Raw genomic sequence first — 11,950 nt, forward strand, 5'->3', positions numbered from 1 at the left:
ATGGTTGCGGCGCCCCGGGGCGGGGCACCGATCGAAAAGCTTCGTCGAACGTGTCGTGCGCCGCGAAAGGGCGGCGCACGCGGGCAGGTCAGCGCGATCCGCGTGGTGCGCCCTCGCGATCAAACACGAGTCCGGCGGCCTGCAGGTCGCCGCGCATCGCGATGTCGATACCGCGCTGCATCCAGTACGCGCCGCTGGCGACCTCCGGGGTACCTGGCGCGACCTTGCCGTGGATCAGGCGATAGCGGTAACGCGCCTTCGGATCGAGCCCGCGCAGCGCGAGCGTCGGGAACGGACGCGCTTCCTCGCCCTGGCGCTGGAACGCGAACAGCACTGCCTGGTGCCGGTCCTGCGCGACGGACAGCGTCGCCGACCAGGGCGCCCGATCGCGCGGCGAGAGGAGGCGATAGAGGTCGCCCCGCTGGACCGTTTCGCGGATGGTCTTGTACGCCGCGACGTAGCCGCGCGCGGTCACCTCTTCCGCCGGCGTCCACTCGAGCAGGTTCGCGCCGATGCCGAGGCCGCCCTGCATCGACGAAAGAAAACGGAAGTCGAGCGAACTGACGCGGTTGTTCACCCAGTTCGGTGAACCCGTCACCCACGCCATCATCGTCGCGGGTGCGTACGCGTAGCTGAAGCCGTCCTGGATCGAGAGGCGATCGGACGGATCGGTGTTGTCGGAGGGCCATACCTCGTCGGTCAGCGCCATGATGCCGAGGTCGACGCGCGCGCCACCGCCCGAACACGACTCGATCTCCACCTTCGGATGCCGCGCGCGCAACTGGCGAAGGATGTCGTAGAGGTTGCGCACGTAGGTCACGTAGACCTTCTGCTGCTCCTCGGGCGCGACTTCCGGCCAGCCCGGCTCGGACCAGTTCCGGTTGTAATCCCACTTGAGGAACTGGATGTCGTTCTCGGTGAGCAGGCGGTCGAGCACGTCGAGCACGTGCGCCTTGACGTCCTCGCGGGCAAGGTTGAGCACCATCTGATGGCGCCCTTCGCTGCGCGGCCTTCCGGCGAAGTTGAGCACCCAGTCGGGATGCGCGCGGTAGAGGTCGCTGTCCGCGTTCACCATCTCGGGCTCGACCCAGAGGCCGAACGTCATGCCGAGCCCATGCACCTTGTCGATCAGCGGCTTCAGGCCGTTCGGAAACTTTCGGCGATTCACCACCCAGTCGCCCAGCCCTGCGTGGTCGTTGTCACGCGCACCGAACCAGCCGTCGTCGACGACGAAGCGCTCGACGCCAAGCGCCGCCGCTTTCTCCGCGAGCTTTTCCTGCCCCGGCTCCTCGACCTTGAATTCCGTGGCTTCCCACGAGTTGTACAGCACCGGACGAAGTGGCGCCGACGCGCCACCGGGAAGCACGCGGTCGCGCTCGAACGCGTGCATCAGGCGCGAGGCCTCGCCGACACCGTCCTTCGTGTAACCCGCGTAGAACACCGGCGTGTCGAGCGACTGGCCGGGCTTGAGCCGATAACCGAAGTCGAACGGGTTGTATCCGCCCACCACGCGCACCTGGCCGAGGATGTCCTCCTCCACGCGGATGCTCCACGAACCGCTCCAGGCGAGCGCGCCGAACCAGACGTCGCCGTGCTCTTCGTTCCACGCGTCGCCGCGACCGATCGCGAACCACGGATTGTTCTCGTCGCCGGTGCTTCCGCGTCGGCTCTCGAGCACGGTCGCGCCCGGCGTCACCGGACGCGTCTGCAGGTGCCACTCGCCCGCCCAGGTGCCCGTCAGGTAGCGCAGCGAGTAATCCGGCGCGCGAGGAAGGTTCCACGTCGCGGCGGCGGCGCTGTCGATGGTCAGTGCCTGCTTGCCCGTGTTCTCGATGTGCGCCGAGCGTCCGACGATGCCGGTCGCTTCGTCCGCCGTGTAACGCAGGATCACGGTCACGCCCGCCTTCGCGTCGCGCATCGTCACGGCGAGCGCGTCCTTCTCGAGACGGTGACTGTCGTAACGCAGCACCAGGTCGCGGTTGCCGTCGTCGAACTTCACCTTCAGCGCCGGTGTGGCGGTCAGATTGCCGCCCCACCCCGCGTATTCCTGCGGTGTGAGCGCGCCCGCGGAGTCGAACGACGAACGCTCCGGCGCGGGAAGCGCCGGGCCGAGGGGATCGTCGGCCGGAAGGCGCGCGCCCCAGTAGAGGGTCTGAAGCATGCCGTCGGCGTTGACACCCATCCCGTAGGTCACGGCACCCGCGTCCAGACGAAACACACGCTGCGACGGGTCGAAACGCGCGGAAGCGTTGCTCTGGGTCGCGGCGACCGCGGGGACCGCGAGCAGGCCGCTGGCGAGACAGACCGCCACGCGGATCATCGAAGAAGAAGACATCACTTCACCTCATGGTTCGTGGCGTGCGATCCATCGCCTCCACGCGAAACGCGAACGCGTGCTCCAGGCTCCGGCCCGGCGCGAGCTCCGTCATGCCGTTGGCGATCGCGCCTCCGGGCAGGTGGACGGCGTTGATGGGATGGTCCACGGGCTCGAAGCAGAAGAACGCCTCGCCTTCCGGCACGTAGATCACGTAGGTATCGACATCGGACGACACGTGCAGACGCAGCGATTGATCCGGCCATTCGATCGTGGCCCGGCCATCCCATCCCTGGAACGCATGGTTGAGCCCACCCGCGGGCAACGGCACCGTGTCGCTGAAATCCCACGCCGCGGGCACGGCCTCGCGGCGCGCGGGCATCGGATCGTGGCCATCGTTGAGCCAGACCTCCGTGGCGGGCGCGTGGAGCCGGGCGCCACCGTGCAGCGGGAAGAATGGATGGAGTCCGAGGCCGAACGGCAGCGCGTGGGGCCCTGCGTTGATGACGCGAAGCGTGACGCGCAACGTATCGCCCATGACCCGGTAGCCGAGCGTCGCCCGGTACGCGTAGGCGTCGGGCGTATTGTCCTCGAGCACGAGCAGCAGCGTGTCCGCGCTGTGGGTCAGCGTCGTCCAGGCGCGCTGCCACGCGCTGCCATGAATCGGCCAGGCGTCGCCCGCACGGTTGAGTTCCAATGCCACCCGTCGCCCGCCGTAAAAAAAGCCGCCGTGGGCGATACGATTGCTCCACGGCAGCAGGGGGTAACAGGCGAGGCGGTTGGGATCGACGACGCCGGCGGCGTCGACGTCCGATGGAAGGGTCGGACGCATCAGCGGCACACTGTGCCCGTCGACGAGCGCATCGAAGGCGACGATGCCGCCACCTGCGCGCGGCAGAACCGTCAGGCTGAGCCTTTCGTTGCCGATCCGGAGCGCGTCAGACAAGCCCATCCTCACATCGGTGGCATCCATGAAGACCGGGCCACGATGGTGAGCCCGTCGCCTGCGCTGCGATCGGACGGCCGTCGATGTCCGGCATTTCCCCTGGCGGCGTGCACGGCGTCGATGCGCTTTCGCACGGCACCCGAATGGCGCCCTTGGAACTCGGGTGCCGCGGATTATCTAGCAACTTAATTGTAGTATTTTATGAGTAGCGAGGCGCAAGCTGCGCCGCAGCATTCGCGATGACGGCAGTCATACCATGCGGTTCGCCGTTCCCTGCTGCCGGCGGTGGCTCGAGACGTCACCGCGCGGCAAGCCCGGCGAATGCGACATGCATCACGCTTCGGCGGAGGCGCGCCTCTTCCGGGGCCGCTTGCCCATGTTCTCGCGCGACTCGGCCACCATCGACGCCATCGCCTTGCGCGCCACTTCCGGGCGCTTGCGCCGCACCGCCTCGTAGACTTCCTGGTGATAGGGCAAGGCGGCCTTGAAGTTCCCGGCGTTGCGAGCGGAGAGCAGGAAGAACGTGCCCAGCGCCGTTTCGATCACCGAGAACAACGACACCATCAGCTCGTTGTTCGTTGCCTTCAGCAGCGCCTGGTGGAAGGCGAGGTCCGCCTCGGCCCACGCATCGAGGTCCGCGGACGCGGCCATCGCCTCGTACGCGGCCTTGAGGTCGGCGAGCTGGGCTTCCGTCCTGCGCTTTGCCGCCGCGGCCGCGGCGCCGGGCTCGATCAGCTCGCGCATCTCCACGAGTTTCTCGACGAAACTGTCGGTGGGCATGGAGGCGCAACGCCAGCCGAGCACGTCGGCATCCAGCTGGTTCCAGTTGACCTCGTCGCGCACCCTGGCGCCCGTGCGCTGCCGTGATTCGATCAGTCCCTTCGCCACCAGCACCTTCATGGCCTCGCGCAAGGCGGTGCGGCTCACCTGCAGGCGTTCGGCGAGCACTTCCTCGCGCGGCAACCCCGATCCGGGCGCCAGTTCGCCACTGACGATCAACCGGCCGAGTTGCTGTACCACCAGATTGTGCAGGCCGCGCGCGGCGACGGGCTTGACCATGCATTGCTCCCGAATGCGAAGGGCTCTTTGCGAGCCACCTTAGCGCAACGCGGTGGTGTCGCGCTGCGTCATTCGCATCGCCGGATCGTCAGGTCCGCTGGGCCGCACCCAGCACGAGCTCGCGTCCGCTGGCGCTGAGGCGCCAGCAACCGTCGTCGTTCTGCCTGACCAGGCCCTGTGCCTGCAGTTCGCGGCACGCCGTTTCGGACAATGTCCCGACGCACATGTGCCGTGTATCGCTGAGCTTGAGCAACGCCTCTTGCTGCTCCGGTGTGAGCAATCCCCACATCGATTCGTCCCCGTGCATCCCCTGACGAAATAGTGCCGCAGCATGTCGGCCGGCCGCGTGAAAACGGCCCTCGGATACGCCGCAAGTTGCAGGCAATTCCGGCAAGCGCCCACGTCCGTCGTGGAAGAGGACGATCAGGATCCGGCGCGCGGTGGTGCAGGGTTACCCGCGCAGCCGATCGATCCGGGCCCGGCCCGCTTCGCGTGCGGCTTCCCGCGCCGATACCTCGTCGGGGAACGGCCCCACCACGTCTTCCTCGCGTGCGGCCGAACCCGGCGCGTCGTCATTGCGGGCAAGCGACCACCGGCCGCTGAAGCGACCGTCGGCCTGGGTGGTGGTGACGTGCAGGGTGTAGTTGCCGATGGTCTCGATCACGGGCGTGCTCCGACGGGTCGATGCGGCTCCGTCGTCCCATCGACGCGTCGCCGCGGCGCATGATCGGGCCGGACCGGTGATCGCTTCGTCACGGCCCCGGGCGGCGCCGGCGGAACGCGGTCCGGACGCCCGGAATCCGGGCCCCGGCATTCTTCGGAAGGTTCACGAGCGTAATGAAGAAGGCGAACACGCCAATGGTCGCGAGCGCAGTCATGCTGCCACCGCCCGATGTCTCGTCTTTCCTGGCACGTTCGAGCCTCTGTCCCCTGACCGGACGTTACATTACCGGCCGGAATGTGACGCGTCTGTAGGCGTAATCCTACAAAACGAAGAAAGCGACTTGCCGTGACCCTCGCTAGGATGGCCGTCCGGCCTACGCGCTTCGCAGACGCGCGGGCGCCCTGCCCTCAGGACCGCTACATGACGTAGGTGCCGCTCAGTACGCGCTCGGTCCGCGCGGCATCTTCCTCGGCCTGCTGGAGGGCATCGGCCTCGACGCGGAAACCGGCCGTCCGCCCCGAGACCGCGGAGCGGATGCGTTCGGGTTGACCAACTTCCATCGCGGCGGCGAGTTCCTTGTACAGGGCCCATTGCGCGCGCCACTGACCATCGGACGTCGCGGTGGTCTCGATCACGGCCCAGTGGGCCCCTACCTTCAGCGCATTGGCCATGGCTCATCGCTCGCTCGCGTACGATGCGACGATGGTGCAAGAGGCGCGGCAGGCTGGCAACCCGCCGCCGCGGGTCCTTCGCCCGGCTCCGGATGGGTGGTGCGGACCTCAGCCCTGCAGGCCGAACATCAGACTGCGATGCGCGGAAACGCCCGCAAGCGCACCGTCACCGACAGCGAAGGCGACGCTGCCTGCCATCCGCGCCGCGTCCCCGCAGGCGAAGACACCCTCCACCGAGGTCTGTTTCAGTCCATCATTGCGAATGAATGGCCCCATGGGTCCCTCTTCGAACGCGCAGCCGAGTTGCGCCGCGACAGGCGATGCGACGTCCGTGCGGGACAACGTGAACAGGCCATCCATCGCGACATGTCGTCCGTCGGCCAGTTCGACCGTCGCGTCGCCCGACAGCCTTACGACACGCGAACGCTCCAGCACGACGCCACGATCGTTCAGTGCCCGCAGATCGTCGGCCGTCGGCTCGAACGCAGCGTTCAGAAAGAGCGTCGTCGCGCCCCAGTCCGGAAGCATCAACGCGTGATGCATCGACATCGCGCTCACGCCAAGCACGCCGATGCGGCCCCCATCCAACTCATAACCATGACAATACGGGCAATGAAAGACATGTCGACCCCAGCGTTCGGTCAGACCCTCGATGGGGGGCAGCTCGTCCGTGACACCCACGGCGAGGATCAACCGCTTGCCGATGTGACGGTCACCTGCTTCGAGATGGACCTCGAACGCGTCATCGGCGCGCGACGCATGTTGCACGCTGCCCTCGACCCAGGTTACCGATGGATAGGAGAGCAGTTGGGCTTTGCCGATGGACGCGATGACGTCCGGTGCGACACCGTCCTGGCCGAGAAAGCCGTGGGACGTATCGGCAAAGCGATTGCGGCGCCGTCCCGCATCCACGACCAGTACGCGACGCCGCGCCCGGGCCAGTTGTAACGCCGCCGACATACCCGCATAGCTTCCGCCCACCACGATGACGTCGAACGCGGACGCCGCTTTATCCTCAGACATGTGCGTGTCCCTTGTGCTGCACGATGTAACGACGGTTGAAATCCGTGGACAGGTCGGCGAGCGAGATCGTCGAAAGACGTGCCACGAGCAAGGCCTCGGCCTCGAGAAACGCCTCGTTCAGTGCGCTGTTTACGGCCTGCTCCACCAGGCACTCCGGATGCTCCACGCGGTTGCCCATCGCGAAGACGGTGGGTGCCCCCACCGCTGTGTAGATGTCGTGCAGCGTGACTTCATTCAGATCGCACGAGATGACCCAACCACCGCCATGTCCCTTGCTCGCCGACACGTAGCCGAGCTCGCGAAGATTCGCCAGCACGCGCCGGACGAGCACGGGGTTGGTGGAAAGATACGAGGCCAGCTGGCCGGACGTGAGCGGCTGATCGCTGTGCGCCATGTGGAGCAGGACGTGCAGGACGGAAGAAAGTCGGCTGTCGCGGTTCATGTAACTAACGATATTACATTTGATGCGACGGCGCCACCGGGCGCGCCGGACAGCTCACTGATCGGGCCTGGCCCGCGGCTTCAGGCGAAAGCTGACGCCCATCCGGTTGATCGCGTTCATCGCCGCGATGGTGAGGGTCAGGTCGACCAGGTCCTTCTCGGAGAAGGCGCCAGCGGCGGCGGCGTACGCCTCGTCGGAAGCCTGCGTTTCACCCACGCGCGTCACCTCCTCGGCCCACGCCAGCGCCGCGCGCTCCTGGTCCGTGAACAAATAGGCCGCCTCGTGCCAGACCGGTACCAGCACGAGAGTGTCGATCGACATGCCCGCTTTGATGAGATCCCGCGAATGGATGTCGATGCAATGCGCACACCCGTTCATCTGCGACACGCGCAGGAAAACGAGGTGGACCAGCTTCGCCGGCAGCGCGGTGCCCGTGGTGACGAAGTGATGCAAGCCGCCGAGCGCTTTGGCGCCTTCGGGGGAAACGGTAAACCAGTTGGCACGATTCATCGTGAAGATCCTCATCAATACAGGCGTGCGGCCCAGCGACGCGCTGGCCGATCACTACCCAGACGATTCACGACCCAACGTTGTGACACTGACGGAGATGAGCCTGCCTCCAACCGAGCATCGCGGATGCATCGACGACCCCGGGGGCGAGAGACGCCGCGCACTCGAATACGAACGCTCTTCGATCCGCGGCCATGGAATTCGGGGCACAAAAAAAGCCAGCATCGTGCTGGCTGGTCTGCGTCATCGGGACAGCTACGTACGGACGGAGCGTTGGTGCCCGGAGTGGGACTCGAACCCACATACCCTTTCGGATGAGGGATTTTAAGTCCCTTGCGTCTACCGGTTTCGCCATCCGGGCAGATGCGAGTCACGGAGGATATCCGTGCGGCCCCGAAAAGACAAAACCCCGGCGTGGCCGGGGTTTTGTGAGTACATGGAGCGGGAAACGAGACTCGAACTCGCGACCCCGACCTTGGCAAGGTCGTGCTCTACCAACTGAGCTATTCCCGCTTAAATTGTGTCGCGGCGATGGAGGCCGAGGTCGGAATCGAACCGGCGTACGCGGATTTGCAGTCCGCTGCATGACCACTCTGCCACCCGGCCATCGCTTGCGCAGCGCGAAGAATATCCGCGTGGCGCTTAAAAAACAAAACCTCGGTTCCCCGAGGCTTTGTGGAAATACTTGGAGCGGGAAACGAGACTCGAACTCGCGACCCCGACCTTGGCAAGGTCGTGCTCTACCAACTGAGCTATTCCCGCGTCGTTGTCCAGCTATTTTAGATCAGATCGGGAATGTGTCAACCACTTTGCACCGGTTTTTTTTCGGTTTGTTTCACGTCGCCCGAATCCCCGCGCAGGCTCGGCCAGGCGGCACGCAGATAGTCCAGGCCGGACCAGATGGTGAGCACGCCCGCGATCACCAGCAGCGCCTCGCCGATGTGGTACAGCCGCAGCGTCTCCGCGTCCTTCTGCAGCAGGAGCACCACCAGCGCCACCATCTGCATCGCCGTCTTGAGCTTGCCGAGGAAGGCGACCTTCACCTTCGAACGGGCACCGATCTGCGCCATCCACTCGCGCAGCGCCGACACGCTGATCTCGCGTCCGACGATGACGGAGGCCGTCACGGCCATCAGCACGCCCTGCCATCCGCCCGGATGCGACTGCACGAGGAGGAAGAGCGTGACCGCGACCATGAGCTTGTCGGCGACCGGATCCAGGAAGGCGCCGAACGCCGAGGTCAGGTTCATTCGCCGGGCGAGGTAACCGTCGAGCCAGTCCGTGACGCCCGCGAGAACGAAGACGATCGCAGCCGTCAGGTTCGCTCCGCGAAACGGCAGGTAGAAGACGACGACCATCACCGGCAGCAGGAGCACTCGGAACAGGGTCAGCCAGGTGGGTAGGTTGATTCGCATGAGTTCGGCCGTGGCGGGAGGCGGGCGGATGGCCACGCCTCCGTTCGATCAGGGGTGCAGCATGGCATAGATGCGTTCGGCGAGGCCGCGATCAATGCCCTTGACGCTCATCAGTTCTTCCACGCCCGCGGCCTCGACACCCGCGAGGCCACCGAAGGCCTTGAGCAACGCCGCGCGGCGCCGCGCGCCCACGCCCGCCACGTCCTCCAGCGTGCTCCGCTCGCGAGCCGCTTCGCGCCGTCGGCGGTGACCGCTGATCGCGAAGCGATGGGCCTCGTCGCGCACCGCCGCCACGAGGTGGAGCGCGGGCGACGACGTACCGGGATGCAGCGTCTTCCCACTGTCGGCGAGCACGAGGGTTTCCTCGCCGGCGCGTCGACCCGGACCTTTCGCGACACCGACCACGCGGATACCGTCGACACCCAGCTCGCGCAGGACGTCGACGGCCTGGGCCACCTGTCCCGTGCCGCCGTCGATCAGGAGGATGTCGGGCTTGGCGCCGCCCTCCACCACCTTCTTGAAGCGGCGGGTGAGCGCCTGATGCATGGCGGCGTAATCGTCGCCCGGAGTGACCCCCGTGATGTTGAAGCGCCGGTAGTGCGACTTCTCCGGGCCTTCGGGACCGAAGACCACGCACGATGCGACGGTCAGCTCGCCCCGCGTATGGCTGATGTCGAAGCACTCGATCCGCCGGGGCGGCGCGTCGAGCTCCAGCACCTTCTGCAGGTCGTCGAAGCGGACGAGCAGCGTGTGCCGGCTGGCGAGCCGCGACGTGAGCGCGGCGCTGGCGTTGCGCTGGGCCATCTCGAGGAAACGCGCGCGCTCGCCGCGCACGCTGGGTTTCAGCGATACGACGTATCCCGCGTGCTCCGACAGCACCTGCGCGAGCACGTCCATGTCCTCGACGGCGTCGCTGAGAACGAGTTCGCGCGGTACCTGGCGCTCGAGGTAGTACTGCGCGATGAACTGCGAAAGGACGTCCGACACCGAGGCATCGGTGGGCAGCCGCGGGAAGAAATCGCGCGAGCCGAGACTCACGCCATTGCGGAAGAACAGCACGCTCACGCATGCCATGCCACCTTCCATGCAGCACGCGATCACATCCATGTCGGCGCTCGCGCCCTGCACGAAATGCTGCGCCTGGATCTTGCGCAACGCCGCGACCTGGTCGCGCAGTGCCGCCGCGCGCTCGAACTTGAGGTCGCGCGAGGCCTGCTCCATCGAGACGGCCAGCTCGTCGATCACGGCGCTGCTACGCCCTTCGAGGAACATCTCGGCATGGCGCACGTCGTTGCGGTAGTCGTCGACCTCGATCAGCCGCACGCAGGGCGCGCTGCAGCGACCGATCTGGTGCTGCAGGCAGGGGCGCGAGCGGTTCTTGAAATAGCTGTCCTCGCACTGCCTGACCTTGAACAGCTTCTGCATCAGGCCGAGGCTCTCGCGCACGGCGAACGTGCTCGGGTACGGCCCGAAATAGCGCCCCGGCGCGCTCTTCGCCCCGCGATGGAACGCGAGGCGCGGATAATCCTCGCCACCGGACAGGAAGATGTACGGGTAGCTCTTGTCGTCGCGAAGCACGATGTTGTAGCGCGGCTTCAGCGATTTGATCAGCTGGGACTCGAGCAGCAGCGCCTCGCCCGCGGTGCGCGTGAGCGTGACTTCGGCGCGCGCGATCTGCGACACCATCGACGCGATGCGCGGGTCCATCGGCGGCTTCAGGAAGTAGTTGCCGACGCGCTTCTTGAGGTTCGCCGCCTTGCCGACGTACAGCAGCTCGTCGTCCGCATCGAAGTAGCGGTAGACGCCGGGCGAGGTGGTGAGGTGTCGGACGAAGGCCTTGCCGTCGAACGGGTGCGACTCGGTGTGCTCCATGCCGCCATTTTACCGCGTCGGCGCATGCCCGACGCGAAAAGACGCCGGCACGTGGATGAGTCGTGCCGGCGTCGCCGTCCATGGATGCGCCGCCGTCCTGTCAGGGGTGCGTGTGGCGACGGGGGACAGATTACGTCCGGGCCCATGGCGGCGCGCCCGGCGCGGGCCGCGAGAAGGCGCCCGCGAAGCCCTCGCCGGAGACCGGAAATCGCCTACAGGCCGCGCCCCTGCCCCGCCAGCCAGCGCTCGGCGCGAGCCAGATCCTCGGCCGTGTCGATCCCCGGCGGGAACGGCTCCGGCGTCGGACGGACGGAAATGGCGTAGCCATGCTCGAGAGCCCGAAGCTGTTCCAGCGATTCGGCCTGCTCCAGCGGCGTGCGCGGGAGCGCGGCCAGCCGGCGGAGGAAGCCGGCCCGGTAGGCGTAGATGCCGATGTGGCGGAGAAACGGCACGCCGGCCGGAAGAACGGAGCGGTCGTGGGCCAGGGCGTCGCGGGCCCAGGGCGCCGGCGCGCGGGTGAAATACAGCGCCCGTCCGTTCGCGCCGCGCACCACCTTCACCACGTTCGGGTCGAACAGCTCGTCGATGTCCTCGATGGGCGTCGCCAGGGTCGCCATCGGGGCGTCGTCGCCCGCAAGGGTCGCCACCACGGCGCGGATGCCCGACGCCGGAGCGAAGGGCTCGTCGCCCTGCAGGTTCACGATGACGGTGTCCTCCGGCCAGCCGAAGCTGGAGGCGGTTTCCGCGATGCGATCGCTGCCCGACGCATGGTCGGGGCGCGTCATGCAGACGAGGATGTCGTCACCGCAGCCGCGCAGCTCGTGGGCGACGCGATCGTCGTCGGTGGCCACCACTACCTGCGCCGCGCCCGCCTGCGTCGCGCGGCGGGCGACACGGCGGATCATCGATTCTCCCGCGATCTTCAGCAGCGGCTTGCCGGGCAGGCGCGTGGACCCGTAGCGGGCGGGCACCACGACGACGAACGGAGGGATCTTCTCGGCCATGGCGGCATCCGGCTGCGGGAAATGGAAAGC

At 66.9% G+C, this 11,950-nt stretch carries 12 protein-coding genes and 4 tRNA genes; all 16 read right to left on the minus strand.

What is annotated here, in order from left to right; translation table 11 throughout:
* Window positions 1-88: 88 nt before the first annotated feature.
* Window positions 89-2,335, minus strand: coding sequence for an alpha-galactosidase (locus BMY69_RS10610; RefSeq protein WP_090177839.1), 2,247 nt, complete (start codon window positions 2,333-2,335; stop codon window positions 89-91).
* A 4-nt stretch (window positions 2,336-2,339) separates the two neighbouring features.
* A complete protein-coding gene (locus tag BMY69_RS10615) occupies window positions 2,340-3,260 on the minus strand; it encodes an aldose 1-epimerase (protein WP_177191139.1) in 921 nt (306 codons plus the stop codon).
* A gap of 333 nt (window positions 3,261-3,593) precedes the next feature.
* Window positions 3,594-4,319: a FadR/GntR family transcriptional regulator gene (locus tag BMY69_RS10620; protein ID WP_090054442.1), complete on the minus strand. Its 726-nt coding sequence runs from the start codon at window positions 4,317-4,319 to the stop codon at window positions 3,594-3,596.
* Between the two features lie 88 nt (window positions 4,320-4,407).
* Complete coding sequence (locus BMY69_RS10625) at window positions 4,408-4,608, minus strand: hypothetical protein (RefSeq protein WP_090054444.1); 201 nt, start codon at window positions 4,606-4,608, stop codon at window positions 4,408-4,410.
* Between the two features lie 162 nt (window positions 4,609-4,770).
* Window positions 4,771-4,983, minus strand: a complete 213-nt coding sequence (locus BMY69_RS10630) for a hypothetical protein (RefSeq protein WP_090177843.1) — start codon at window positions 4,981-4,983, stop codon at window positions 4,771-4,773.
* A gap of 416 nt (window positions 4,984-5,399) precedes the next feature.
* Window positions 5,400-5,654: a hypothetical protein gene (locus tag BMY69_RS10635; protein ID WP_090054447.1), complete on the minus strand. Its 255-nt coding sequence runs from the start codon at window positions 5,652-5,654 to the stop codon at window positions 5,400-5,402.
* Window positions 5,655-5,762: 108 nt separating this feature from the next.
* Window positions 5,763-6,677 (minus strand): NAD(P)/FAD-dependent oxidoreductase, encoded by a 915-nt coding sequence (locus BMY69_RS10640; protein ID WP_090177845.1) that lies wholly within the window; start codon window positions 6,675-6,677, stop codon window positions 5,763-5,765.
* Window positions 6,670-7,119 carry an Rrf2 family transcriptional regulator gene (locus tag BMY69_RS10645; protein WP_090177847.1) on the minus strand — a complete coding sequence of 150 codons (450 nt, stop codon included), beginning with the start codon at window positions 7,117-7,119 and terminating at the stop codon, window positions 6,670-6,672. The genes BMY69_RS10640 and BMY69_RS10645 overlap by 8 nt, the downstream gene beginning before the upstream one ends.
* 54 nt (window positions 7,120-7,173) lie before the next feature.
* Window positions 7,174-7,629 (minus strand): carboxymuconolactone decarboxylase family protein, encoded by a 456-nt coding sequence (locus BMY69_RS10650; RefSeq protein WP_090177850.1) that lies wholly within the window; start codon window positions 7,627-7,629, stop codon window positions 7,174-7,176.
* Window positions 7,630-7,903: 274 nt separating this feature from the next.
* Window positions 7,904-7,990, minus strand: a tRNA-Leu gene (locus BMY69_RS10655).
* Window positions 7,991-8,066: 76 nt separating this feature from the next.
* A tRNA-Gly gene (locus BMY69_RS10660) sits at window positions 8,067-8,142 on the minus strand.
* A 19-nt stretch (window positions 8,143-8,161) separates the two neighbouring features.
* Window positions 8,162-8,235, minus strand: a tRNA-Cys gene (locus BMY69_RS10665).
* A gap of 80 nt (window positions 8,236-8,315) precedes the next feature.
* Window positions 8,316-8,391, minus strand: a tRNA-Gly gene (locus BMY69_RS10670).
* Window positions 8,392-8,429: 38 nt separating this feature from the next.
* Entirely contained in the window at window positions 8,430-9,044 is a 615-nt protein-coding gene (gene pgsA, locus BMY69_RS10675) for a CDP-diacylglycerol--glycerol-3-phosphate 3-phosphatidyltransferase (protein ID WP_090055814.1), read from the minus strand.
* Window positions 9,045-9,092: 48 nt separating this feature from the next.
* Window positions 9,093-10,916 carry an excinuclease ABC subunit UvrC gene (gene uvrC, locus BMY69_RS10680; protein ID WP_090177852.1) on the minus strand — a complete coding sequence of 608 codons (1,824 nt, stop codon included), beginning with the start codon at window positions 10,914-10,916 and terminating at the stop codon, window positions 9,093-9,095.
* A gap of 212 nt (window positions 10,917-11,128) precedes the next feature.
* The gene (gene kdsB, locus BMY69_RS10685; protein ID WP_090177854.1) at window positions 11,129-11,920 is read right to left on the minus strand and encodes a 3-deoxy-manno-octulosonate cytidylyltransferase; all 792 of its coding nucleotides are present in this window, start codon (window positions 11,918-11,920) and stop codon (window positions 11,129-11,131) included.
* Between the last annotated feature and the right edge of the window lie 30 nt (window positions 11,921-11,950).

Origin of the sequence: Luteibacter sp. UNC138MFCol5.1, from assembly GCF_900110505.1 — a bacterium.
Classification (GTDB): Bacteria; Pseudomonadota; Gammaproteobacteria; order Xanthomonadales; family Rhodanobacteraceae; genus Luteibacter.

What these genes read in the sequence shown, in the direction of transcription:
- BMY69_RS10650 (WP_090177850.1), bottom strand. Translation starts at nt 7,629, where the DNA reads ATGAATCGTGCCAACTGGTTTACCGTTTCCCCCGAAGGCGCCAAAGCG.
- BMY69_RS10645 (WP_090177847.1), bottom strand. Translation starts at nt 7,119, where the DNA reads ATGAACCGCGACAGCCGACTTTCTTCCGTCCTGCACGTCCTGCTCCAC.
- kdsB (WP_090177854.1), bottom strand. Translation starts at nt 11,920, where the DNA reads ATGGCCGAGAAGATCCCTCCGTTCGTCGTCGTGGTGCCCGCCCGCTAC.
- BMY69_RS10635 (WP_090054447.1), bottom strand. Translation starts at nt 5,654, where the DNA reads ATGGCCAATGCGCTGAAGGTAGGGGCCCACTGGGCCGTGATCGAGACC.
- BMY69_RS10610 (WP_090177839.1), bottom strand. Translation starts at nt 2,335, where the DNA reads ATGTCTTCTTCTTCGATGATCCGCGTGGCGGTCTGTCTCGCCAGCGGC.
- pgsA (WP_090055814.1), bottom strand. Translation starts at nt 9,044, where the DNA reads ATGCGAATCAACCTACCCACCTGGCTGACCCTGTTCCGAGTGCTCCTG.
- uvrC (WP_090177852.1), bottom strand. Translation starts at nt 10,916, where the DNA reads ATGGAGCACACCGAGTCGCACCCGTTCGACGGCAAGGCCTTCGTCCGA.
- BMY69_RS10620 (WP_090054442.1), bottom strand. Translation starts at nt 4,319, where the DNA reads ATGGTCAAGCCCGTCGCCGCGCGCGGCCTGCACAATCTGGTGGTACAG.
- BMY69_RS10625 (WP_090054444.1), bottom strand. Translation starts at nt 4,608, where the DNA reads ATGTGGGGATTGCTCACACCGGAGCAGCAAGAGGCGTTGCTCAAGCTC.
- BMY69_RS10640 (WP_090177845.1), bottom strand. Translation starts at nt 6,677, where the DNA reads ATGTCTGAGGATAAAGCGGCGTCCGCGTTCGACGTCATCGTGGTGGGC.